The following is a 22,475-nucleotide window of genomic DNA, read 5'->3' as shown; positions in this document are numbered from 1 at the left end:
ATATAGACAGGAATATAAAGAAGATCATGCAACCAATAGTATTAATTAAAAACAGCATCAAAAGCATCGTAGATTACCCAATCCCAGGGATTATTTTTCGAGATGTCACCAGCTTAATTGAAAATGGTGAAGCTTTTGCGGCAACCATTGACCTATTTAAAGCACGTTACAAAGATCAGAAGATCGACAAAATTGTCGGTACTGAAGCACGCGGTTTTATCTTTGGCGCACCATTAGCTGCCGCATTAGGCGCTGGTTTTGTTCCTGTACGTAAACCTAATAAATTACCGCGTGAAACGATACAAGAAAGTTACGAACTAGAATACGGCGATGATACGTTGCAACTTCATAAAGATGCCATCAAACCGGGTGAAAAAGTGCTATTAATGGATGATCTATTAGCAACAGGCGGTACGGCTGAAGCATCAGTTAAGTTAATTAAACGTCTTGGCGGTGAAGTAATAGAAGCTGCTTTCGTTATTGAACTACCTGACTTAAAAGGTGGCGACAAACTAGCTGCTTTATCTGTACCTGTTTTTTCTTTGATTGAATACGCAGGCGAATAATCAGTGAGCTATCAAGTTCTAGCAAGAAAATGGCGACCACAAACTTTTAAAGAAGTGATTGGTCAGCCACATGTGTTAACGGCGTTAGAAAACGGGTTAACACAAGATCGCGTTCATCATGCTTACTTATTTAGTGGGACACGTGGTGTCGGTAAAACGACTATCGCTCGTATACTCGCAAAAAGTTTGAATTGTGAAACAGGCGTCACTGCGACTCCTTGTGGTGTCTGTGCTAATTGCCAAGATATCGATCAAGGACGATTCGTTGACTTGCTAGAAATTGATGCTGCTTCTCGTACCAAAGTAGATGATACTCGCGAACTATTGGACAACGTGCAATATAAACCAGCGCAAGGGCGCTATAAGGTTTATTTAATCGATGAAGTACACATGCTGTCTAAGCACAGTTTTAACGCACTGTTAAAAACCTTAGAAGAGCCACCAGAGTATGTGAAATTTCTACTAGCGACTACAGATCCTCAGAAACTACCTATCACGGTTTTATCACGTTGTTTACAATTTCACTTAAAAGCAATTTTACCTGAACAGATAGAACAGCAATTGTCGGCCATTTTAACTCATGAGCAAGCTACCTTTGAACAGCCTGCTTTGCGTGTTATCGCTAAAGCTGCTGATGGTAGTATGCGAGATGCGTTAAGTTTAACGGATCAAGCATTAGCATTTGGAGCAGGGCATCTAGAATATGCTGCTGTACTGAAAATGCTCGGGACAATAGATCAGTCACATTTACATTACTTATTGCATTATATTGCCTCGGGTAATAGCCCAAAAGTATTTGAAAAAATCCAAGAGTTTGTCCGTTTAGGGGCTGACTTCTCAGCTTTACACCAAGAACTGGCTAGTTTGTGCCATCAAATAGCGTTAATGCAGTTACAGCTCAATGCCAACGTGACTGAAAAAAGCACCGTACAATTGTTAGCTGAACGTTTAACGCCTGAAGAAGTGCAACTATTTTATCAGATTGCAGTACAAGGCTTTAAAGATTATGCCTATGCGCCGAATGGTAAAATAGCCTTAGAAATGACTGTTATGCGTTTATTGGCGTTTAAACCAGCTAATTATGTTGATGTTGATGAGTCAATGATGACGAAAGCTGAACAGGTGGAGCCAATAACAGCAGATCCGATTGTTGCGCAACAACCAGTGCTTCCGACACCCACTTCGCAAGCAGATGCATCGACTGCAAACACCGCTGAAAGGGTGAGTACCGCCCCTGTTAGTCAAGCATCTGTGCAGCAGGAGGTGTCTGTTGAACCGCAGCAACAGGCAGTTGTTCAGTCAGCGTCACAAGCAACACATGATGTGAGTCAGGCCGAACCACAAACTGAACTATCGCCAGCACAACCAGCTGTGACTGAGCAATCTGCTCACGATCAGCCAATCAATGAACAAGTTGCAGCAACAGTTAACAAGGAAGCGCCAACGCTTGAGCCACAATCGACAGCTCAGCTTGAAACGGCTAACTTTGATTTAGCGGCAACCAACAACTCTCGTAACATGTTACGTAGCCACCGATTAAAGCGAGAAGCACTAAAAAAGACTGAAGCGGCAGCTGAACAACCTGCTACACGATCACAGGATCAGTTTGTCGCGTCAGAAAGTGTGTCTGTTACACCAAAAGCTAACCCAACACCTGCTCCAGTAGAAAGAGCGGTTGAACCTCAAGCGGTTGCAGCAGAACAGAATAGAGATGTGCGAGGCCATTCAAATCAACAGGAGTTACCTCCTTTAGATTCGTATCACGAGCAACCAAGTCAACAGGCTTATGAACAATATCAGCCAAGCGACCAAGATTATTTTTCTGACTATCAAGTTGATAATTATCAACCACAAATTGAGCCACCGGTTGCACATTCAGAGTCGGCAATAACACGACAAGCTCAGACGTCAGGCGTTCTTGAGCAGCAAGTTACGACACCACCAGAGTTAACCGAAAAACAAGTTGAAACAACTGTGAAACCGGTTAGCGCAGACGATATTTCAGGATTGAGCTCAACTCATCATACAGGAACGGGTGTTACATTCGTTAACGACCCCAATATGGCCGTTGCTGAGATTGATGTCGCTAGTTATGTTGAAAATAAAATGACTGATCCCTGGTTTTTAGATATCAAAGCGATGAAACTGGTGGGTTTTGAAAAATTACTAGCAAAAAGCTGTGTCATGCAAACGCAAGAGCAACAGATTCGTTTATCACTAGAAAGTGCACAAAAGCATTTACTTAATAACCAGAGTTTATGCGAAGACTTAAAAGCTAAGTTACGACAGTACTATGGATCACAATATACTGTGAGTATTGAACAAGGTGAAGTCGATGGTCTGCATACACCAGTGCAATTAGAAAAAATGGTATTCGCTCAATACCTAGACAAGGCAAAAACGTCGATTAAAAATGACCCAATAATACAGACTTTGGTAGGAGATTATTCTGCAAAGGTCTATGAAAATAGTGTCGTGCCGTTATAATCGGCATGGTAAACCTTCACTAATTATAAAGAGAGAAAATATGTTTAATAAAGGCGGTATGGGCGACTTAATGAAGAAAGCCCAAGAGATGCAAGAAAACATGCAAAAAGCACAAGCTGAAATCGCAAACACAGAAGTAGTAGGCGAATCAGGTGCAGGCCTAGTTAAAATTACCTTATTAGGTAACCACAACGTACGTAAAGTTGAGATTGACCCAAGCCTACTTGAAGACGACAAAGAAATGCTTGAAGATCTGGTTGCAGCTGCAATGAATGACGCTGTTCGCCGTGTAGAAGAAGTTAACAAAAGCAAAATGAGCGGGTTAACTGGCGGTATGGATTTACCACCAGGCTTCAAAATGCCTTTCTAGGTTTAACCACCTAACACCTCTAAAAAGCTTGGTTCTATTTGTAAAATATACAAATCACCAAGCTTTTTTGCTTTTAAAAGCAAAGAACCCACGGTTCTTTTTCAGCCAGCTTAGTTATCTCACTTCAATTAAACGAAACATCTTTTAAGGGGCGCTGGGTGAGTTAGCCGACAGGCTAGTGTCACGAGCGGCAGAGCTCTGCGATTCCTTTTTTCAGCCTGCATGTTTTTGTTTTTGTGTTTAATCTTTTGAGTCGTTTTTAGTTGCCTTACTGATTGTGGATGACAATGGTATTCAGTGAACCTCATACTTGCTTGAACCTTGAACCTTGAACCTTGAACCTTGAACCTTGAACCTTGAACCTTCAAAGCCACTCCTCCAACTGTCGTGACCTTACCCATTCTCAACACATCTGTCTCAAACCTCAGCTTTATCTAACAATAGCCTTTTAAATATCATGTAATTTAGGTAACTTATTATATGTCATCATTCATTTAACAAACGAAAAGGGTCCGCGCTATGTTAAAAGTCTGCTTAATGTTACTCATCGCATCATTGTCATTTTCTGTGCAAGCACGACAAGGTGAGTTTGTAAGGTGTTTAGATGGCTTAGCGAGCCTAGGGGATATTCGTAGTCATGTTGATGTTGTGTGCGGAAAACCTCTGCAAATTTATAAAAGTAAAACTAATGACGGAACAAAAATTCAACAAGCCGTCTATAAAATAAAGGGAAAGCTTTACACCTTGACCTATTTAGCGGGTAAGCTCACTAAAATAGAGTTTGCATAAACAATGCGTTAGCAGAATTTAAAAACGCATTTTCAGTATTAAAGCCATTCAGTAATATGTCTACCAATGGCTAACTGATGTTATACACTGACCTTTTCGAACCTCTTTATTACAGATAGACACTTATATGCTCATTTCATCATCATTAGAAGCCACTTTATTAACGTTAACAGAAGCAAAAACAATCAATGAGCTTGAACCAATTCAAGCTGTGTGGGGCGGTTATGGCGAACTATTTAGAGTGAGTCTACAAGGCGGTAAAACAAACTCCGCCGTAGTAAAGCAGGTTAATACCCCGCAACCTAGCTCACACCCCAAAGGCTGGAATACAACCCTGTCCCATCAGCGAAAGCTGTACTCTTATCAAGTAGAGGTAAATTGGTATCAATCCTACGCTCATCTTCATAACCAGCATTGTTATGTGCCGCGTTGTATTGCTTCACAACACGATCAACAACTCAATGTATTAGTACTAGAAGATCTCGCAGAAGTAGGCTATCCCGTTGTTAAAGCAACTGCAACCTTAGAAGAAGCCAAAACCTGTATCAAATGGCTAGCGAATTTTCACGCCTTACACTTACAAAGCAATACAGAGAAAACATACAGCGGCCTATGGGAAACAGGTACTTATTGGCACCTTGCTACACGCCCTGATGAGTTAAAAGCGTTGCAAGACCTCCCACTTAAAGCGGCAGCAGCCCAAATCGATAAAATCCTTAGCGATTCACCATTTCAAACATTAGTACACGGTGATGCTAAACTGGCTAACTTTTGCTTTTCTGAGGATGCCCAACACGTTGCAGCGGTTGATTTTCAATATGTGGGTAAAGGGTGTGGTATGAAAGATTTAATCTTATTTATCAGTAGTGCGATTCCACCAGAGAACTGTTCTGCATTACAAAACACCTTAATCGATTATTATTTTGATTGTTTAAAAACTGCGATGATTTCAACACAACCACAAATCGACCCAATGCAACTAGAGCAAGCATGGCGACCTTTATATGCAATTGCGTGGGCGGACTTTCAACGTTTTGTAAAAGGCTGGTCACCAGTGCATTGGAAAATCAATGACTATACGGAAAAAATCACTGCACAAGCACTTCAATCCTTATCTCAATTCCCAGTAGATGGAGGTGAGCATGCAATTAACAACTGATGAACTCAATAAATTAAGTCAACTGGCATTACAAGCGGCTAAAATATCAGGCGAATACATTCGAGGTTTTGATAGGTCCCAGCTTGAAACTCACTTTAAAGCCGCAGGTAATAGCCAAAGTGCTCAAGTAGTCACAGAAGTTGATTTTGCCCGTCAGAAAATCATTCTAGATATTTTACAAAAGAGTGTTGAACAATATGATTTAGCAGTACTTAGTGAAGAAAACTGCAGTGAAGCGCACGCCCATCTTCACCCTCGTTTATACAAAGACTACTTCTGGTGTATCGACCCATTAGATGGCACCTTACCTTTTATTGAAAGTGGCAAGGGATACGCAGTATCCATTGCGTTGGTGAGTCAAAAGGGTCAACCTATTGTAGGAGTCATCCACCATCCACCGAGTAACACAAGCTTCCATACACATATCGGTAAAGATGGCATAACACGTGGTTATAAAAACGGACTTGCACTACCACCAAAGTCCTACGACATAGAACTTTCAACAACGTCTAAACAAACCTTCACTTTTTACAGTGATAGAAGTTTCAAGTCACACCCTCAATACAAGCCGTTAGTAAACCAATTAACAAAGCTAGCCGATCAGTTAGGCTATCAACACGTTGAAATACACGAGTTACATGGCGCGGTTATCAATGCGTTATCTGTAATTGAAGCAGACAGCAATAATGCTGCTTGTTATATCAAACTCCCGAAAGCAGAAATAGGCGGAGGCAGTTTATGGGATTTCAGCGCCACCGCCTGTTCTCGCAAAAGCGACCAACACATGGGTGAGTGACATAAACGGAGCGCCATTAGATCTCAACCGACAAGATTCAAATTATATGAATCACAAAGGCGTACTTTATGTGTCAGAGCAACACCTCGCACGAAGGCTCATTATTATGTTTAGTTTGTTAAAATAATGGTTCAATAATACCTTAATAGTTAAAGTTTCTTTTTTCATTTACATTGAATATTTTTTTAGTAAGAGTTTTTAATTCTCTGCCTTCGACATAAATTTTAAGTAACTCTATGGGATCTTGATAATGACAATGGATCGGTGAATACTCTGACAAACAATCCATTTCTGATTGTATTGGTTTTCTCTCTCTGCTACATGTGCCGACTTGAGAAAAGCCTCTTTACCCGGAAAAATAAAATGATTGGAAATAACTGCATCTTCACCTTCTAGTTGCGAAACAGCTTTTTGATAGTAAAACTGCTTAACTAAATCTGCCCAACCAGGCGCTGTTTGAGGTGATCTTGCTTCATAATATTTAGCATCAACTACAGCGAATAATTTGTATTTTTTATGTTTAAGGACAGTATCTGTCCTTTGTCCTTTTTGTGCCATTGTTACAAAGTTATCTTTTATCGTACGATAAACAGGAATAGGTAATTTTTTATTGACAGAATATTTACCAACCAAACATTCATCAAGCATTGTCTCCCATAGCGTGTGAAATTTACGAACACCAATCAACACATCACTTACCTCTGTACCTTTTTTAAGTCGAAGATATTTAATCAAACCTTTAATGAGAAAAATATCGCGTTCATAATAACTTAAGCAAAGTTCTCGCTCTAGGTAAGCAATTTGGCTTCGTTTATCTCCAATTGGAGCTTCTAATCTTAATAAATGTTCGTCAATAATATTTGGAGTATTAAATAGCAACTTCCCATAATTGATTAGTAATTCTCGAATTACTTGTGCATGAATTTTTGCTGTTTCACAATTAGCCATGTAACGAGATCGAGAAGTGCTCAAGTCTAAATAAACAGGACTTCCATTAGAGGGAAAGGCGGTGCTTCTTGCGATCGTACGGGACCAATTAACCTTTCCTATATTAATTGTCTGTTCTTTGATTCTGCGTACATATAAACCGTTAATACGATAATCATCAAGTAATTGAGTTATTTGTAAAAGAGTCCTACCACCAATGACGGTATCACCTTGCTCTTGAGAATAAATACCACTTTCTTTATTGCGAAAGTATTTAAGCAACCCTTGTAATAAATAGTAGCCAGGCATGTTTAAATCACTTTCATGGTAACTATGATTTCTAGGAGGAATATAGCTAAATTAGTCCCATAGGAAAGTAGACCACAAAAATGGATTTTTACATCATCAATAGCGACAAGACCGTACGAACGCATAACTGACAAAATTTCTTCCGGTATGTTTTTTAAAAAACTACGGTCACTAAAATAGGTAATATTATTCACTAATATTCTCTTTTTTTGATCCTTCTAATATAACTTCTTCACCATTTTCTTTGATGGCCTCCTCAATTTGTGAATTGAATATAGGTAGGTCAATTTGGAAAGCGTTAGATAAATCACCGAAAGTTTTATAATTTGGAGAAAATAACTTTGTATGTCCTAAATGGCGCAGAACATCATCCCAGAGATAAACGAATAACTTACCATTTAAAGTATCTTTAATAGCTTCTTTATTTTCCAGTTCATTTTGATTTAAGAAAAATGGACCTAGTAATCGATCTTCTGCAACGTTACATTCAATCAAGGTTTTATTAATGATTTGTGCGAAACTAGACCAAGAAATATTGTAAACGCCATTAGTAGTTGAAATAGGGAATGTATTGTTAGGTGCGTCTACATTATCAAAATCAATTTTTATGTACTTAAAGCTCCAACGCCGTTTGAATGCAGTATCCATAGGCATAACTGCTTGGTCACTGCTGTTCATTGTCGCTAGTAAGGATAAATTAGCTGGGATAAAAAGTTTTGTAATAATCTTATCTGCAGGTAATTGACTGATTATATAAGCAAGCATATCAGGGTCTGTTGCATCAATTTCGTATTTACTCGCTCCATTTTCTCTATCAAGTAACTGAAATAATTCACCAAAAACGGCGGCAGCAGGGGCTCTATTAATTTCTTCAATAATTAGATAGACATGCTCATTAGGTGAGTTTAATGCTTGGATTAAAGCTTTAATAAAAGGGCCCGAGTCGAAACTGATAAGTAATTTGGCGTTTAGAAGAGTCATTAGGATCTTCTTCCATTTTGGGTTTCAATGAGCCGACAAAATCGCTGTATTGCGTATCTGGGTGAAAAACAGTTATCACTTTTTTACCACTAGCAGTTTTTTCATTAACAATATGACTTTTACCAGTGCCTGGTGCACCATAGAAAATAATATTATAACCTTTAATACTGGAGTATGAATTTTCTAATGTATTGTTCTCATTAACAGTATCCATAGACTTATCAACATTGTCTGAAAAATATGCAACATCATGGTTCATTGATGAAAAGTATTTTACTAGCTCTGGTGAATTACTAAAATGTTTTTACTATTGTTTGTAAGCGTGCTGAGTTTGCAACAATTACTCTCGCTGCTAAACAAAATGAAGACTGAAATACATCTGTACGATCTAATGTTTTCCCTTTAGTTTGTTCACTTATTTTGAGTGGTTGAAACCACCAGTCTCGATCAGTCAGGAGCTTTAAAAATAACTCAAGATCATTGTTATCTAAATTTTCTTTTAAGTATTTTAAAGCCTGAACTCCGACAGGACTGGTGAAATTTTCATTTTCAGATGGCAGCTTTTTTAAATATGAATCTATATCTTTGGAACTATAGGATTGCATGCCCTTCAGGTAGGCTTTTAATTCATTTGTAATGGATTGGTACTTTGTCAGTTCACTTTCTAAGGGTAAAAAGCATAAGCATACCAAAGCAGCGAGGATGGTAAATCAGTCTTAAGCTTACTTTCAGTAGTGATAGTTATTGAATAGGGCGATACTTCAAACAGAGATTTTCGTTCTATTTTTGACAATTCTTTTTTAAAAGTTTGGCTAAGGACGGATCTATACGTACATCATTTTTATGGAGTAAAGCATCATATGTCGAACGACATTCTTGAATGACTTGATTTAGGTCTTTTAACATAGTGTCCCTTGCCTGTCTTAATATACAGTGATATAGTCTCCGGGTTAAAAACCGGATAAGTAAAGTAAAGTATGAAAGTAGATAATAAAATCAATAATATATCAGAATTTATAAAAAGAACGAGAAAAACTCGGGTTGGGGCGCACTCAATTTGCTAATTTATTAGGAATGCCCTCAACTGGCGAGAGAACTATAAGAGGCTGGGAAAATGGAGAGCACGTTCCCAGCAAAAAAAGTTGGCAGATATTAATGCACTAAAATCAAAAATCGATAATTTTTTAGAGAATGCTCCATTTAAATATAATGGCACATTAGAAGGCGATTTTAAATTTATTGATTTATTTGCAGGTATTGGAGGCATACGCTTACCATTTCAAAAATTGGGGGGAAATGTGTATTTACTTCTGAATGGGATAAGTTTGCCCAAAAAACTTATTTAGCGAATTATGGTGAAATGCCAAATGGGGATATTACTCAAATTGAAGCGAAAGATATTTATCCAAATGAAAAATTTGATTTGCTGTTAGCTGGGTTTCCCTGCCAGTCATTTCTCAGGCTGGTTTAGGTAAAGGTTTTGATGATACTCGTGGAACTATGTTTTTTGAAATTCAACGAATACTTGCCGAAAAACGTCCTAAAGCTTTTTTACTTGAAAATGTAAAGCAGTTAAGGGGCATGATAAAGGGCGTACTTTAGAAACAATACTATCAATTCTTCGCGGAGAGCATGAACAACAAGTTTCTGATGATATTCCTATGAGTGAAGAAGCAAGAAATGCCCTTTCTCAAAAGCTTAATTATAGTGTTGATGTGAAAGTGTTAAGGGCAGGAGACTTTGGTGTTCCACAAAATAGAGAGCGTATTTTTATTGTTGGATTTGATAGGGATCACTTTGGTGACGATATAAGTTTTAATGATTTATTTAAATGGCCCGCGGGTTCAAAAGAATTAACCAGAGTCGGCGACATCCTTCAGTCAGATGAGGAGCTTACAGCAGATTATGAGAAATTCAATAAAGATAGGTTTACTATTTCAGACAGGTTATGGGCAGGGCACCAAAAAAGAAAAGAACAACATAAAACGAAAGGTAATGGTTTTGGATGTACCGTAAATAATAGAGATGACGTTTATACAAACACGATTAGTGCCCGTTATTACAAAGATGGCTCTGAAATCTTGATTAACCAAGATGAAATATGTAAAAACCCAAGAAAATTAACCCCAAGAGAGTGCGCTCGTTTACAAGGTTTTCCTGAAGAATTTATCGTGGATTCAGTATCTCAGGGTCAAATATATAAACAATTTGGAAACTCTGTTTGCATGAAAGTTATTGATGCTGTTGCAGAGGAAATAGTTAATACATTAAAAAAATTTGAGAAACACACATAAGAAGCTTTATGCAGATACAAAAAAGCCGAACATAAGTTCGGCTTTTTCTTGCAACTATAAAGAGGCTTACGCTTCTTCGTCCGCTACAACTGGACGGTCTACAAACTGGATGTAAGCCATTGGAGCTTTATCGCCAGTACGGAAACCACATTTAATGATACTAGTGTATCCACCAGGACGAGTCGCGTAGCGAGGACCTAGTTCATTAAATAATTTTGCCACTACTGCATCATCACGAAGACGAGCAAAAGCTAGACGACGGTTAGCAACACTATCCGTTTTAGCTAGTGTAATTAATGGCTCAATTACACGACGCAATTCCTTTGCTTTAGGCACGGTAGTTTTAATAACTTCATGCGTAGCAATTGAGATTGCCATATTACGAAACATAGCCTGACGGTGGCTGCTGTTTCTGTTAAGTTGACGTCCACTTTGACGATGGCGCATAACCTAATCCTTATTATTCGTGAATCGGTTTGATACTAATCTTCAATTAAACTTGCTGGCGGCCAATCTTCTAAGCGCATGCCTAGAGATAATCCACGAGAAGCAAGTACATCTTTGATTTCAGTTAGAGACTTCTTACCTAAGTTAGGTGTTTTTAGAAGCGCAACTTCAGTACATTGTACTAGTGAACCGATATAGTGAATCGACTCTGCTTTTAAACAATTAGCAGAACGAACAGTTAATTCTAAATCATCTACTGGGCGTAAAAGAATTGGATCAAATACAGGTTTTTCTTCTTCAACTGGAACTTGTACTTTTGTTCGTAAATCAACAAATGCGTCTAATTGCTCAGCTAAAATTGTAGCTGCGCGACGAATTGCTTCTTCTGGCTCTAAAGTACCATCTGTTTCCATATCGATAACAAGCTTGTCTAAATCGGTACGTTGTTCAACACGCGCTGATTCAACACTGTAAGCAATACGCTCAACAGGGCTGAAAGTCGCATCTACTAATAAACGACCAATTGGACGCTCATCTTCTTCGCTATGAATACGAGATGAAGCTGGAACATAACCGCGACCTGATTCAATTTTAATACGCATGCTGATTTCAGCATTGCCTGTTAAATTACAGATCACGTGTTCTGGATTGACTATCTCTACGTCACCATCATGAATGATGTCGCCTGCAGTAACAGGACCAGCGCCAGATTTAGTTAAACTAACTAAAACTTCATTTTTACCTTCAAGCTTTACAGCTAGACCTTTCAGGTTAAGAAGAATCTCTAGGATATCTTCTTGAACGCCTTCTTTTGTGCTGTACTCATGTTGTACACCATCAATTTCGACTTCCGTTACCGCCGTTCCCGGCATAGATGATAACAAAATACGACGAAGAGCATTACCCAAAGTATGGCCAAAGCCACGCTCTAGTGGCTCAAGAACCACTTTTGCTCTAGTTGTTGAAACTTGTTCGATATCAACTAATCTTGGTTTTAGAAAATCAATTACAGAACCCTGCATTTATGCCCTCTCTTAAAAATTAACTTTACTTAGAGTAAAGTTCGATGATTAACTGTTCGTTAATCTCAGCGGATAAATCTGAACGTTCAGGTTGACGTTTAAACTCGCCTTCCATTTTCGTTGTATCAACTTCTACCCAAGCTAGGGCTTCACGTTGACCAGCGATTTCTAATGCAGCGCCAATACGTGATTGCTTTTTAGCTTTTTCACGGATTGAAATTACATCGCTAGGTTTAACGTTGAATGAAGGGATATTTACAACTTTACCGTTCACTAGAATAGCTTTGTGGCTAACTAGTTGACGTGATTCAGCACGTGTTGCGCCAAAGCCCATGCGGTATACAACATTGTCTAAACGGCCTTCAAGTAATTGAAGTAAGTTTTCGCCAGTGTTGCCCTGTAAACGAGCAGCTTCTTTATAGTAGTTACGGAATTGCTTTTCTAATACACCGTACATACGACGTACTTTTTGTTTTTCACGTAATTGTAAACCGTAGTCTGATAGACGTGGTTTACGTGCACCGTGTACACCTGGTGCATTTTCGATCTTACACTTAGAATCGATCGCGCGGACACCTGATTTTAAGAATAAATCAGTTCCTTCACGACGGCTAAGCTTAAGCTTAGGACCTAAATATCTTGCCATTGTTCTTTCTCCAATTACCCTAGAAAGTTGCGATTAAACGCGACGTTTCTTTGGTGGACGACAACCATTATGTGGGATTGGTGTAACGTCAGTAATATTAGTTACACGGAAACCCGCCGCGTTTAGTGCGCGAATCGAAGATTCACGACCAGGTCCTGGTCCATTTACAAAAACTTCAACGTTTTTAAGACCGTACTCTTTAGCTGCTTCAGCAGCACGTTCAGCAGCAACCTGTGCAGCGAACGGAGTAGATTTACGAGAACCACGGAAACCAGAACCACCTGCAGTAGCCCAAGAAAGAGCATTACCTTGACGGTCTGTAATAGTTACGATTGTGTTGTTGAAAGAAGCATGGATGTGAGCCATACCATCAGCAACTTGCTTTTTAACGCGCTTGCGAGCACGAGTTGGTGTTTTAGCCATTATCTCTTACCCTATTTCTTAATTGCTTTACGCGGACCTTTACGAGTACGAGCATTCGTTTTAGAACGCTGTCCACGTAGAGGCAAGCTGCGACGGTGACGAAGTCCACGGTAACAACCAAGGTCCATAAGACGCTTGATGCTCATAGATACTTCACGACGTAAATCACCTTCAACGGCGAATTTAGCTACTTCTGTACGAAGAGCTTCGATTTGTGTTTCATCCAGATCTTTAAGCTTAGTAGTTTCAGCAATGCCTGACTCAGCACAAATAATTTGTGAACGAGTCTTGCCGATGCCAAAAATAGCAGTTAATGCGATAACTGCATGCTTATGATCAGGAACGTTAATGCCAGCGATACGGGCCACTATGCACTCCTTAAAGTTAACGATTCATTTGTGAAAAGCCCGGTAGGATACTCGACAAATGATGATTATATGATGTGATTAAAATAAAATCACAGGATATTTGATATCCACTTTTTATTAGCCTTGGCGTTGTTTATGCTTTGGCTCTACACAGATAACACGCACAACACCGTTGCGCTTGATAACTTTGCAGTTACGACAGATTTTTTTAACGGATGCACGTACTTTCATTGCAAAACTCCAGTGAGTAAATGTTAATTTTTACTTTTATGAGTCAGCTCAAAAAGTAATCACATTTAAAAGGCGCGAGATTATAGCAAGCTTTTAACATATATTCGAGTAATAGTTACTTTTTAGAAAGATTTTTAAATTAGTATTTTTATAGTCTTAACCTAATACCGTCATTATACTTATAATTTACTTAACTGTTATTTAAGCGCTATTTATCCTCACTGCACACTTAAAATTTCCTAAAAATACTGTATAACAGTGCTTTTCTGCCAATGTTGTTTTGTCTATTTAGGAGTTGTTGTGGAAATTACGTTATTGTTGTTGCAGCAACTGAGTGTTTATTTGGTGATTATTTATCTACTAAGTAAAACGCCGCTTTTTATGCCCCTTATATTTGTTTCTGGTCGTAACTCTCATCGCATTGCGTGTTATGTGTTGTTCAGCTCTTTTTGTATTTTAGGCACTTACTTTAGTTTATCTATTGAAAATGCCTTGGCTAATACGCGCGCGATCGGTGCGGTGATGGGCGGTTTATTGGGTGGGCCGCTAGTGGGCTTGGCGGTTGGTTTGACCGGTGGTTTACATCGTTATTCAATGGGGGGATTTACTGATTTAGCTTGTACTATTTCCACAACGTCGGAAGGGTTGATTGGCGGGCTGTTACATCTTTACTATTTACGTAAAGGGCAAATAGAGAAGATTTTTAAACCCATGAAGGCCCTTATCATCACCTTGGTTGCTGAAGTGATACAAATGGCAATTATCTTAATTGTCGCTAAGCCTTTCGATCAGGCATGGTTACTGGTGCAATCCATTGCGTTACCGATGATCATTGCTAACTCATTGGGAGCGGCACTGTTCATGAGTATTATCCAAGATAAGAAAGCGATTTTTGAGAAGAATTATAATGCTTTTTCTAATAAAGCCTTACGTATTGCGCAGCGTGCTGTTGGGGTGTTTCGTCATGGTTTTGATGCGCAAAGTTGTCAAAAAATTGCGGGAATTATTCATGAAGAAACCGGCGTTGGGGCCGTTTCAATTACCGATAGAGAGAAGATTTTAGCGTTTATTGGTATTGGTGATGATCACCATGTTTGCGGGCGTATGATCTCCTCTGATTACACATTAAAAGCGATTGAAACCGGTGAAATGACCTATGCTGACGGTTATGCAACGGCTTATCAATGTTCAATTCATGAAGGTTGTAAATTAGGCTCTGTACTGGTTGTGCCTTTGTTACAAGCTGATGGTCAAGTGTTTGGAACGGTTAAGTTATATGAGCCGAAACAAAAGTTGTTTTCTACTCTGAACCGAAGTTTAGGCGAAGGTTTGGCTAAGCTGATATCAAATCAAATTTTATTAGGCCGTTACATTCAGCAAAAAAACTTATTGAATCAATCTGAAATTCGTTTGTTACAAGCACAGGTCAATCCACACTTTTTATTTAACACCTTAAATACGATCAGTGCGGTGACTAGAAAAGATCCGAAGAAAGCACGCGAACTTATTCAGCATTTATCGCAATTTTTTAGAAGTAACTTAAAGCAAGACATTGAGCAAGTGACCGTGAAAGAAGAGTTAGCACATGTTCATGCTTATTTAGAAATTGAGTTAGCGCGCTTTGCTGACAGATTAAGTGTCACTGAGAATATTGCTGACGAATTATTATCACTTAAAGTGCCCACTTTTACACTCCAGCCGTTAATTGAAAATGCTATTAAGCACGGTACATCGACCTTGATTGGTAAAGGAAAGTTGGAAATTAATGGCTATCTGCTAGAAAAAGGAAAGGATACCATGGTGGTATTAGAGGTTATTGATAATGCAGGACAATATCAAGAACCTAGTAATGCAACAGGTTTGGGCTTACAAATTGTTGATAAGCGTATAAAAAATCAATACGGGCAACATTATGGTTTGACCATGACCTGTGAAACCGACGTTTATACTAAAGCAACGATTCTTATTCCACTGCAAAAACAATAGGAAGTACCATGTTAAAAGCGATTGTAATTGATGATGAACTGTATGCTCGTGAAGAGTTAAATGAATTATTAGTCGAAACGAATCAAGTACAAGTGATAGAGCAGTGTAGTAATGCTATTGAAGGTTTAAAAGCGATTAACAGTTTAAAACCTGATGTGGTGTTTCTGGATATTCATATGCCGCAAATTACTGGGTTAGATCTGTTAAGTATGCTTGATCCCGATACCATGCCTAAGGTGGTGTTTGTGACAGCCTATGATGAATATGCGGTTAAAGCTTTTGAAGATAATGCCTTTGATTATTTATTAAAGCCCGTTGAAAGTGAGCGATTATTAAAGACCTTAAAACGTATTAATGCAGAAAGAACAGAACTACCCAATTATGGACCAATCACCACTAATAAATTAGAGTTAATTCCTTGCTCTGGTTTTAATCGTATTTTGTTGTTAGCGCCTAATGAGATAGAAATTGCAATGTCTGAGCAGACGGGGGTGCATCTATTAACGGATAAAGATAAGTTCACGGCGAGTTTATCTTTGAAGGTATTAGAAGAGAAAACTGATTTAATTCGTTGCCATCGTCAGCATTTGATTAATCCTAGCTGTATTCGTGAAATCAAGCTATTAGATAATGGCTCTGCGGATATTATGACAGAAGTCCAATCATCATGCTCCAGTGAGTCGTCGTTATTTAAAGGTGATTAAGGACCGCTTTGGTTTACTGTGAGCTAGAATCAAATAGATAAATGAAATGCTAAAATTAAAAACTCAATGAGAAGGGAAGTTAGCCCACTATTAATAACTTGTTAAAACCGTTTAACATTCATAACAACCGTTTAAATGTGTATTTTGCCACTCAGTTAATCAACTAATGCTATTTATAGGCAATGGATTAAAGTGCGAGCATCAAATTAATTCATTTAAAAGGACGACACCATGATTTGGTTTTTATTTTGTTTAGCATTATTAATTGGCGGTTATTTTATTTACGGTACTTTTGTTGAAAAAGTCTTCGGTATTAAAAAACAACGTCAAACGCCTGCTTACGAAAAACAAGATGGCGTGGACTATGTAGCCATGTCAACACCTAAGGTTTACCTTGTACAACTGCTGAACATTGCAGGTGTGGGGCCAATCTTCGGTCCAATCATGGGGGCGTTATATGGTCCTGCTGCAATGTTATGGATTGTTTTAGGTTGTATTTTTGCTGGTGGTGTACACGATTACTTCTCTGGCATGTTATCAGTACGTAACGGCGGGGCTTCTGTTCCTTCTATTACGGGTAAGTACTTAGGCAATAACGCAAAACACTTTATGAATGTGTTTGCGCTAGTATTATTACTATTAGTGGGCGTAGTATTTGTATCTGCACCAGCGGGTATGATCACTAACTTAGTTAATGAACAAACGGATATGACTGTCTCGCTTATGTCGATGGTTGCGATTATCTTTGCTTATTATGTGGTTGCGACGATTGTGCCTGTTGATAAAATTATTGGTCGCTTCTATCCATTCTTTGGTGCGTTACTTATCTTTATGTCTGTTGGTTTAATCGCGGCTGTGGTGGTGTCAAGTGATCATACTTTATTAGGTGATTATGAAGTTACACAGATGTTTACTAACATGAACCCTAACGATCTTCCACTTTGGCCTGCTCTATTCATTACTATTGCTTGTGGTGCTATCTCTGGTTTCCATGCAACACAATCGCCTTTAATGGCTCGTTGTATTGAAAATGAAGAGAATGGTCGCTTTGTATTTTATGGAGCGATGATTGGTGAAGGTGTAATTGCTTTAATTTGGTGTGCGTTAGCGTTATCTTTCTTTGGGTCAGTTGAAGCATTATCTGACGTAGTTGCAACAGGTGGTCCGGGTGCTGTGGTATACGGTGCATCATTTGGTTTATTAGGTGTGTTTGGTGGTATCTTAGCGTTCTTAGGTGTGGTCATTTTACCTATTACCTCTGGTGATACGGCATTCCGTTCAAGTCGTTTGATTCTTTCTGAGTACTTCAATATGGATCAAAAATCGATGCGTAACCGTTTATTAATGGCGCTACCGTTATTTATTCTGGGTGGCATATTAACGCAGGTTGATTTCGGTATTATTTGGCGCTACTTTGGCTTTGCTAATCAAACAACGGCAGTAATGATGTTATGGACTGCAACGGCTTACTTAGTGCGTCATAATAAATTCCACTGGATTTCAACAGTACCAGCTATGTTTATGACAGCGGTGGTGATTACATTTATTCTAAATAATTCAAACCTTGGTTTTGGGTTATCAATGCAAATCTCAACTATCGTTGGTATCTTATCAACCGTAGCAATCACTGTGTACGTGTTAACTAAATCAAAACGTGCGCTGTTTGTGAATGAAGAAGGGAATGCCATTGATGATGACGGTGTAGAAATCGCTCCTCAGAAAAGCTAAACGCAACTATATAAGTTGTTATAGTTAATAGATTAAAAAGCCCATCTACCGATGGGCTTTTTGGTTTTGGTGAAGGGTTTTAGGTTTGAAGTTAAAGCTAGATGAAACAAGTTGTCATTGAAGAAGGGAGGCATGTTAGTAGCGACAGCGATTAAGCGGAGCTTGAGATTAGAGGCGGTAGGCGAATCAACCGTTAGGTTGGTCCCATGAGCAGGTAAGCTCTGCGCACTCTTTTTTAGCCTGCCATTATGCGGGTCACCGCATAATGAGTATTCGTTTTAATAAATGAAAATCTAATTCAAGATATTCAACATTCAATACAAAGTTCAAAAGATGCAGGCTGAAAAAGGAATCGCAGAGCTCTTTCCGGTCGTAATACTAGCCTGTCGGCTAACTCACCCAGCGCCCCTTAAAGACGTGTCGTTAAATTGGGTTATAATTAATTAGGAGCCTAAATAGGCATCGTAGGGTTGTTAGTTTATTGTTGCGGATAAATACTGATTAGTAGCGGTAGCTATTAGACGGAGTCTGATTTCTGGGGCGCATGCTTTAGCCTGCAAGAATGTGAGGCATCGCATATGACGTTTCGCTTGAATGAGTAAAAATTTAATTCAAGATATCCGACACTAAAACACTAAAACACTAAAACACTAAAACACTAAAACACTAAAACACTAAAACACTAAAACACTAAAACACTAAAAACTGCAGGCTGAAGCCAGCGCCCCTTAGAAGATGTTTCGTTTAATTGAGTGAGTTAACTAAGTTGCTTAAAAAGGGAGCGTAGGTTTCTTTTGTTATTGATTGGCGTAAACACAAGTTAGTAACGGTAACGATTAGACGGAGTCTGATTTCTGGGGCGCATGCTTTAGCCTGCCAGTATGCGGGTCACCGTATATGTTATTTGGTTAATTAAACCCTTTTCCATCCATAAACAAAAAGGCCAATCTATTGCTAGATTGGCCTTTGAATGTGTTGCGTGAGCAGGGTACTTAGACGTTGAATTACTCTTCGTCGTAATCGTAGTCGAATTCTGCGTCGTCAGCTTCTAGTGCGCGGGCACGTGCTTCTTCTCTTTTGCTAAGAATGCAGCATTTGCGGCTTCTTTGGCTGCAGCTGCTTTTTCAGCTTGTGCGTTACGCTCTGCACGGCGTTCTGATTTACGTGCATTGGCTTCTTTTGTTTTGTTAAAAAGCCTTCTAATTCTTTTTCAGCCCATTCAATGGCTAACGCTTCAGTGGCAAAACCATCTTGTTGCTTTGATACATTGCTTCTACGAGCACTAACACGACGGGTGATTTCTGCACTCCAGGTATTAGCGTCCTGTTTGATTTGGTAATCGAACTTTTTGTTGGGTCATGAGCTATTCCTAGTTTAGACGTTGTTTATTTTAGGCGCGCGATAGTAACACAGTTTGGTTACAATCTTCACCGCTTATTTGTTGTTAATTTTAGCCCATTGAAATCCATCGTTGCTTTTAATCACTGATGGTTTTTTCTCTGCTTTTGGAGCGGGCGTTTGTTGTTTTTTATCCTGGGTTGCTAAGATACTGCGGATCAGTTTAGTGGTTTCAGGATGTTTGCTGCAGAAAGTTTTTAAATACATGATTTCAACACGGCTTCTCGCCCACGGTGTTTGACGTAAAAATTTTAAGCATGACTTTTGCGTGGGGTTGTTTAAAAAGCACTTGATGCCTAATTTATCCCCCATCTCTTTCCATGTATATTTGGTTTGTAGGTCGATTAGGATTTGAGCCAGCTTAACGCCGTGCAATGGGTCATTTGTTTGCATGTTTAATTGTCTTTTCTGAATCTGAATAATTTACTGTGTCAGCTTACAGCAAGTGAGAATTAATGCTTAATTAAATGTCAATAATCACACTTTTTATATTGAATTAGTTCACTTATCTCCATTGAAAACATATCATGAGGCTGATTTTGATATTAAGAGGTTGAGATGGCTTACATTCCAAGTAATTATAAAAGTTTAGAAAGCGATTATCGTGATAAAGCGTTAAAGCTGTTTCCTTGGGTATGCGGGAAGTGCGCCCGTGAATTCCCATATTCAAACTTGAAAGAGTTGACGGTTCATCACATGGACCACGACCACAGTAATAACCCTGCTGATGGTAGTAACTGGGAATTATTGTGTATTTATTGTCATGACCATGAGCATGATAAATATACTCAAGCAGACTTATATGGCAGTCATGTTGAAGCGGGTGATGATAATGTTGCCACTGCAACATACAATCCTTTTGCTGATTTACTTTCTAAAATGAAGAAATAGCTTAAAATGTGATCTAGTGCATGCTTTGCGATAAGTGAAAAAAGCTATGTACTAGCTCATTTAGTTTTCTTTATATTGACCTATCACATTGATTTATTTGTTTTTATTTCATTACATTTTGTAATGATATCTAACCTGTCTTGCACTTAACAACAAATTTACCCCTTAATGCTGTTTGTTAAATGCTCATTATTTGTTTGTTTATTGTTAATAAATTGTATGTTTATAAGTCTTTCAAATAACTAACCCCATATATATCAGTGCTTTCAGTTAATTGATCCTATTTAACATTTTACTTTTTAGCCTGTAATGTTTAGTTTATCGGCCTGTAAGAATTGGTCAGTTTTTGACTGGTTCAAGGATATTTATTTTCAGTAAGGAAAGTTGTATGCAGGAATTAGTGGATTTTTTAAATGGTCTGATATGGAGTCCAGCACTTATTTATTTGTGTTTGGCAGCGGGACTTTTTTATTCGCTTCAAACTAAGTTTGTCCAAGTTCGTTTATTCAAAGAGATGTACACCTTGTTACTGTCGGGTAAAAACTCGAAACAAGGTATCTCATCATTCCAAGCGTTATCTGTTTCATTATCTGGTCGTGTAGGTACGGGTAACATTGCTGGTGTTGCTGCCGCAATCGGTTTTGGTGGCCCCGGTGCTGTTTTTTGGATGTGGGTAGTTGCTTTTTTAGGTGCGGCAACCGCTTACGTTGAATCAACATTAGCGCAAGTTTACAAAGAAGTAGACGGTGGCCAATATCGTGGTGGTCCTGCTTATTACTTAGAAAAAGTAACAGGCCAACGTTGGTACGCTATTCTTTTTGCTGTGGCCACTATCGCTGCTTGTGGTCTTTTATTACCTGGTATTCAATCAAACAGTATTGGTAACGGTATTGAGTTAGCGTTCGGTTCAGGTGCATTTATTGAAACTGGCATGGGTGTATTCAGCCAAGCTAAAATAATGACCGGTATGCTAATTGTGCTAATGCTTGGTTTCATCATCTTTGGTGGTGTTAAGCGTATTGCTAACTTTACACAAGTTGTTGTGCCATTTATGGCGTTTGCTTATGTCTTAATTGTAGTGGTGATTATTGGTTTACATATTACTGAATTACCTTCTATCTTCATGATGATTGTAGGCGATGCATTTAGCCCAATGGCAGGTGTTGGTGCGGCAATTGGTTGGGGTGTTAAACGTGGTGTTTATTCAAACGAAGCGGGTCAAGGTACAGGGCCTCATGCCGCAGCTGCTGCAGAAGTTGAACATCCTGCGCAACAAGGTTTAGTACAAGCATTCTCTGTTTACATTGATACATTGTTAGTGTGTTCTGCGACTGCATTTGTTATCTTAATTACTGGTGCTTACAACGTTCACGGTGTTGGTGAAGCGTACTTAGTACAAAATGTAGGTGCTGAAATTGCAGCTAATGGTCCTGGTTTCACGCAATTAGCCGTTGATAAAGTATTGCCTGGTATTGGTAAACCATTCATCGCATTAGCCTTGTTCTTCTTTTCATTCACGACTATTTTAGCTTATTACTACATTGCTGAAACTAACGTAGCTTACTTACGTCGTACGCTTAAATTACCTGATTTCACTTTCCTATTAAAAATAGTGCTTATCGCTGCTGCTTTCTACGGTACAGTGAAAACTGCTAACCTAGCATGGGGTTTAGGCGATGTGGGTGTTGGCTTAATGGCTTGGTTAAACATTGTGGGTATTTTACTTATCTTCTTTATGGGTAAACCTGCTATCAAGGCATTAAAAGATTATGAGCAGCAACGTAAAACAAAACCAGAGTCTTACTCTTTTGATCCGGTTAAATTAGGTATCAAGAAAGCGACATTCTGGGAAGATAGATTAGAAAAAGAGAAAGCTAAAAAATAAACATTAGTTCAATGAACTGATTGAGTTAAGTTGTTATTTTTCTATAAACGCCATTTAGTTTTATCACT

The 22,475-nt window shown here is 38.7% G+C and carries 24 protein-coding genes and 1 pseudogene; 13 read left to right on the top strand and 12 right to left on the bottom strand.

Annotated elements, in window-relative coordinates; genetic code table 11:
* Positions 1-26 precede the first annotated feature (26 nt).
* The 6 genes from apt (at position 27) to ACLKL2_RS04565 (ending at position 6,167) form a co-directional block, all read left to right on the top strand.
* On the top strand, positions 27-566 hold the full coding sequence (gene apt / locus ACLKL2_RS04590) for an adenine phosphoribosyltransferase (RefSeq protein ID WP_113818689.1): 540 nt from the start codon (positions 27-29) through the stop codon (positions 564-566).
* A 3-nt stretch (positions 567-569) separates the two neighbouring features.
* Positions 570-3,053 (top strand): DNA polymerase III subunit gamma/tau, encoded by a 2,484-nt coding sequence (gene dnaX, locus ACLKL2_RS04585; protein ID WP_413693544.1) that lies wholly within the window; start codon positions 570-572, stop codon positions 3,051-3,053.
* Positions 3,054-3,093: 40 nt separating this feature from the next.
* Positions 3,094-3,423: a YbaB/EbfC family nucleoid-associated protein gene (locus tag ACLKL2_RS04580; protein WP_113818687.1), complete on the top strand. Its 330-nt coding sequence runs from the start codon at positions 3,094-3,096 to the stop codon at positions 3,421-3,423.
* A gap of 537 nt (positions 3,424-3,960) precedes the next feature.
* A complete protein-coding gene (locus tag ACLKL2_RS04575; protein WP_181817716.1) occupies positions 3,961-4,212 on the top strand; it encodes a hypothetical protein in 252 nt (83 codons plus the stop codon).
* A gap of 127 nt (positions 4,213-4,339) precedes the next feature.
* Positions 4,340-5,371 carry a phosphotransferase gene (locus tag ACLKL2_RS04570; protein ID WP_413693543.1) on the top strand — a complete coding sequence of 344 codons (1,032 nt, stop codon included), beginning with the start codon at positions 4,340-4,342 and terminating at the stop codon, positions 5,369-5,371.
* Positions 5,355-6,167: a 3'(2'),5'-bisphosphate nucleotidase CysQ family protein gene (locus tag ACLKL2_RS04565; RefSeq protein ID WP_413693542.1), complete on the top strand. Its 813-nt coding sequence runs from the start codon at positions 5,355-5,357 to the stop codon at positions 6,165-6,167. Before ACLKL2_RS04570 ends, ACLKL2_RS04565 begins: the two co-directional genes overlap by 17 nt.
* Before the next feature lie 234 nt (positions 6,168-6,401).
* Here ACLKL2_RS04565 and ACLKL2_RS04560 read toward each other — a convergent pair whose 3' ends face one another.
* The 4 genes from ACLKL2_RS04560 to ACLKL2_RS04545 all read right to left on the bottom strand — a co-directional run bounded on the left by ACLKL2_RS04560 (position 6,402) and on the right by ACLKL2_RS04545 (position 8,989).
* Entirely contained in the window at positions 6,402-7,403 is a 1,002-nt protein-coding gene (locus tag ACLKL2_RS04560; protein WP_413693541.1) for an LlaJI family restriction endonuclease, read from the bottom strand.
* Positions 7,404-7,589: 186 nt separating this feature from the next.
* On the bottom strand, positions 7,590-8,384 hold the full coding sequence (locus ACLKL2_RS04555; RefSeq protein WP_413693540.1) for an AAA family ATPase: 795 nt from the start codon (positions 8,382-8,384) through the stop codon (positions 7,590-7,592).
* On the bottom strand, positions 8,329-8,598 hold the full coding sequence (locus ACLKL2_RS04550; protein ID WP_413693539.1) for a hypothetical protein: 270 nt from the start codon (positions 8,596-8,598) through the stop codon (positions 8,329-8,331). Before ACLKL2_RS04550 ends, ACLKL2_RS04555 begins: the two co-directional genes overlap by 56 nt.
* A gap of 79 nt (positions 8,599-8,677) precedes the next feature.
* Positions 8,678-8,989 carry a hypothetical protein gene (locus tag ACLKL2_RS04545; protein ID WP_413693538.1) on the bottom strand — a complete coding sequence of 104 codons (312 nt, stop codon included), beginning with the start codon at positions 8,987-8,989 and terminating at the stop codon, positions 8,678-8,680.
* 537 nt (positions 8,990-9,526) lie between these two features.
* Between ACLKL2_RS04545 and dcm (ACLKL2_RS04540) the strand changes: the two are divergent.
* Together dcm (ACLKL2_RS04540) and dcm (ACLKL2_RS04535) are read left to right on the top strand one after the other, a co-directional pair.
* Positions 9,527-9,986 (top strand): annotated as a pseudogene (gene dcm, locus ACLKL2_RS04540) (DNA (cytosine-5-)-methyltransferase).
* 59 nt (positions 9,987-10,045) lie between these two features.
* The gene (gene dcm, locus ACLKL2_RS04535) at positions 10,046-10,678 is read left to right on the top strand and encodes a DNA (cytosine-5-)-methyltransferase (protein ID WP_413693537.1); all 633 of its coding nucleotides are present in this window, start codon (positions 10,046-10,048) and stop codon (positions 10,676-10,678) included.
* Positions 10,679-10,744: 66 nt separating this feature from the next.
* Here dcm (ACLKL2_RS04535) and rplQ read toward each other — a convergent pair whose 3' ends face one another.
* From rplQ to rpmJ, 6 genes are all read right to left on the bottom strand, one after another.
* Positions 10,745-11,125, bottom strand: coding sequence for a 50S ribosomal protein L17 (rplQ, locus tag ACLKL2_RS04530; RefSeq protein WP_028869287.1), 381 nt, complete (start codon positions 11,123-11,125; stop codon positions 10,745-10,747).
* Positions 11,126-11,160: 35 nt separating this feature from the next.
* Positions 11,161-12,147: a DNA-directed RNA polymerase subunit alpha gene (locus tag ACLKL2_RS04525; RefSeq protein ID WP_413693536.1), complete on the bottom strand. Its 987-nt coding sequence runs from the start codon at positions 12,145-12,147 to the stop codon at positions 11,161-11,163.
* Between the two features lie 25 nt (positions 12,148-12,172).
* Positions 12,173-12,793, bottom strand: a complete 621-nt coding sequence (gene rpsD, locus ACLKL2_RS04520; RefSeq protein WP_113819690.1) for a 30S ribosomal protein S4 — start codon at positions 12,791-12,793, stop codon at positions 12,173-12,175.
* 33 nt (positions 12,794-12,826) lie between these two features.
* Positions 12,827-13,216 (bottom strand): 30S ribosomal protein S11, encoded by a 390-nt coding sequence (gene rpsK, locus ACLKL2_RS04515; protein ID WP_019613697.1) that lies wholly within the window; start codon positions 13,214-13,216, stop codon positions 12,827-12,829.
* Positions 13,217-13,227: 11 nt separating this feature from the next.
* On the bottom strand, positions 13,228-13,584 hold the full coding sequence (gene rpsM / locus ACLKL2_RS04510; protein ID WP_113819689.1) for a 30S ribosomal protein S13: 357 nt from the start codon (positions 13,582-13,584) through the stop codon (positions 13,228-13,230).
* Positions 13,585-13,701: 117 nt separating this feature from the next.
* On the bottom strand, positions 13,702-13,815 hold the full coding sequence (rpmJ, locus tag ACLKL2_RS04505) for a 50S ribosomal protein L36 (protein ID WP_005417265.1): 114 nt from the start codon (positions 13,813-13,815) through the stop codon (positions 13,702-13,704).
* Between the two features lie 300 nt (positions 13,816-14,115).
* On the opposite strand from rpmJ, the gene ACLKL2_RS04500 reads away from it, so the two are divergent.
* From ACLKL2_RS04500 to ACLKL2_RS04490, 3 genes are all read left to right on the top strand, one after another.
* On the top strand, positions 14,116-15,801 hold the full coding sequence (locus ACLKL2_RS04500; RefSeq protein ID WP_413693535.1) for a LytS/YhcK type 5TM receptor domain-containing protein: 1,686 nt from the start codon (positions 14,116-14,118) through the stop codon (positions 15,799-15,801).
* A gap of 8 nt (positions 15,802-15,809) precedes the next feature.
* Positions 15,810-16,505 carry a two-component system response regulator BtsR gene (gene btsR, locus ACLKL2_RS04495; protein WP_413693534.1) on the top strand — a complete coding sequence of 232 codons (696 nt, stop codon included), beginning with the start codon at positions 15,810-15,812 and terminating at the stop codon, positions 16,503-16,505.
* Between the two features lie 231 nt (positions 16,506-16,736).
* Entirely contained in the window at positions 16,737-18,233 is a 1,497-nt protein-coding gene (locus ACLKL2_RS04490) for a carbon starvation CstA family protein (protein WP_413693533.1), read from the top strand.
* A gap of 1,080 nt (positions 18,234-19,313) precedes the next feature.
* Here the strand turns inward: ACLKL2_RS04490 and ACLKL2_RS04485 are convergent.
* Positions 19,314-19,532: a DUF3622 domain-containing protein gene (locus ACLKL2_RS04485; RefSeq protein ID WP_413694248.1), complete on the bottom strand. Its 219-nt coding sequence runs from the start codon at positions 19,530-19,532 to the stop codon at positions 19,314-19,316.
* A 135-nt stretch (positions 19,533-19,667) separates the two neighbouring features.
* Entirely contained in the window at positions 19,668-20,024 is a 357-nt protein-coding gene (locus tag ACLKL2_RS04480) for a VF530 family DNA-binding protein (RefSeq protein ID WP_413693532.1), read from the bottom strand.
* A 165-nt stretch (positions 20,025-20,189) separates the two neighbouring features.
* On the opposite strand from ACLKL2_RS04480, the gene ACLKL2_RS04475 reads away from it, so the two are divergent.
* Positions 20,190-20,522, top strand: a complete 333-nt coding sequence (locus ACLKL2_RS04475) for a YajD family HNH nuclease (RefSeq protein WP_113818677.1) — start codon at positions 20,190-20,192, stop codon at positions 20,520-20,522.
* A 388-nt stretch (positions 20,523-20,910) separates the two neighbouring features.
* Positions 20,911-22,407: an alanine/glycine:cation symporter family protein gene (locus ACLKL2_RS04470; RefSeq protein ID WP_413693531.1), complete on the top strand. Its 1,497-nt coding sequence runs from the start codon at positions 20,911-20,913 to the stop codon at positions 22,405-22,407.
* Positions 22,408-22,475 lie beyond the last annotated feature (68 nt).

This window comes from Psychromonas sp. KJ10-2 (assembly GCF_047323255.1).
In the GTDB taxonomy this organism is placed as follows: domain Bacteria; phylum Pseudomonadota; class Gammaproteobacteria; order Enterobacterales; family Psychromonadaceae; genus Psychromonas.
Note: the sequence above shows the minus strand (reverse complement) of the source record. Positions and strands in the feature narration are given on the sequence as shown.

Bases quoted from the DNA above. Each gene is read 5' to 3' on its own strand.
- apt (WP_113818689.1), top strand. From the start codon at position 27: ATGCAACCAATAGTATTAATTAAAAACAGCATCAAAAGCATCGTAGAT.
- ACLKL2_RS04580 (WP_113818687.1), top strand. From the start codon at position 3,094: ATGTTTAATAAAGGCGGTATGGGCGACTTAATGAAGAAAGCCCAAGAG.
- ACLKL2_RS04575 (WP_181817716.1), top strand. From the start codon at position 3,961: ATGTTACTCATCGCATCATTGTCATTTTCTGTGCAAGCACGACAAGGT.
- ACLKL2_RS04570 (WP_413693543.1), top strand. From the start codon at position 4,340: ATGCTCATTTCATCATCATTAGAAGCCACTTTATTAACGTTAACAGAA.
- ACLKL2_RS04565 (WP_413693542.1), top strand. From the start codon at position 5,355: ATGCAATTAACAACTGATGAACTCAATAAATTAAGTCAACTGGCATTA.
- ACLKL2_RS04560 (WP_413693541.1), bottom strand. From the start codon at position 7,403: ATGCCTGGCTACTATTTATTACAAGGGTTGCTTAAATACTTTCGCAAT.
- ACLKL2_RS04555 (WP_413693540.1), bottom strand. From the start codon at position 8,384: ATGACTCTTCTAAACGCCAAATTACTTATCAGTTTCGACTCGGGCCCT.
- ACLKL2_RS04550 (WP_413693539.1), bottom strand. From the start codon at position 8,598: ATGGATACTGTTAATGAGAACAATACATTAGAAAATTCATACTCCAGT.
- ACLKL2_RS04545 (WP_413693538.1), bottom strand. From the start codon at position 8,989: ATGCAATCCTATAGTTCCAAAGATATAGATTCATATTTAAAAAAGCTG.
- dcm (WP_413693537.1), top strand. From the start codon at position 10,046: ATGAGTGAAGAAGCAAGAAATGCCCTTTCTCAAAAGCTTAATTATAGT.
- rplQ (WP_028869287.1), bottom strand. From the start codon at position 11,125: ATGCGCCATCGTCAAAGTGGACGTCAACTTAACAGAAACAGCAGCCAC.
- ACLKL2_RS04525 (WP_413693536.1), bottom strand. From the start codon at position 12,147: ATGCAGGGTTCTGTAATTGATTTTCTAAAACCAAGATTAGTTGATATC.
- rpsD (WP_113819690.1), bottom strand. From the start codon at position 12,793: ATGGCAAGATATTTAGGTCCTAAGCTTAAGCTTAGCCGTCGTGAAGGA.
- rpsK (WP_019613697.1), bottom strand. From the start codon at position 13,216: ATGGCTAAAACACCAACTCGTGCTCGCAAGCGCGTTAAAAAGCAAGTT.
- rpmJ (WP_005417265.1), bottom strand. From the start codon at position 13,815: ATGAAAGTACGTGCATCCGTTAAAAAAATCTGTCGTAACTGCAAAGTT.
- btsR (WP_413693534.1), top strand. From the start codon at position 15,810: ATGTTAAAAGCGATTGTAATTGATGATGAACTGTATGCTCGTGAAGAG.
- ACLKL2_RS04490 (WP_413693533.1), top strand. From the start codon at position 16,737: ATGATTTGGTTTTTATTTTGTTTAGCATTATTAATTGGCGGTTATTTT.
- ACLKL2_RS04480 (WP_413693532.1), bottom strand. From the start codon at position 20,024: ATGCAAACAAATGACCCATTGCACGGCGTTAAGCTGGCTCAAATCCTA.
- ACLKL2_RS04475 (WP_113818677.1), top strand. From the start codon at position 20,190: ATGGCTTACATTCCAAGTAATTATAAAAGTTTAGAAAGCGATTATCGT.
- ACLKL2_RS04470 (WP_413693531.1), top strand. From the start codon at position 20,911: ATGCAGGAATTAGTGGATTTTTTAAATGGTCTGATATGGAGTCCAGCA.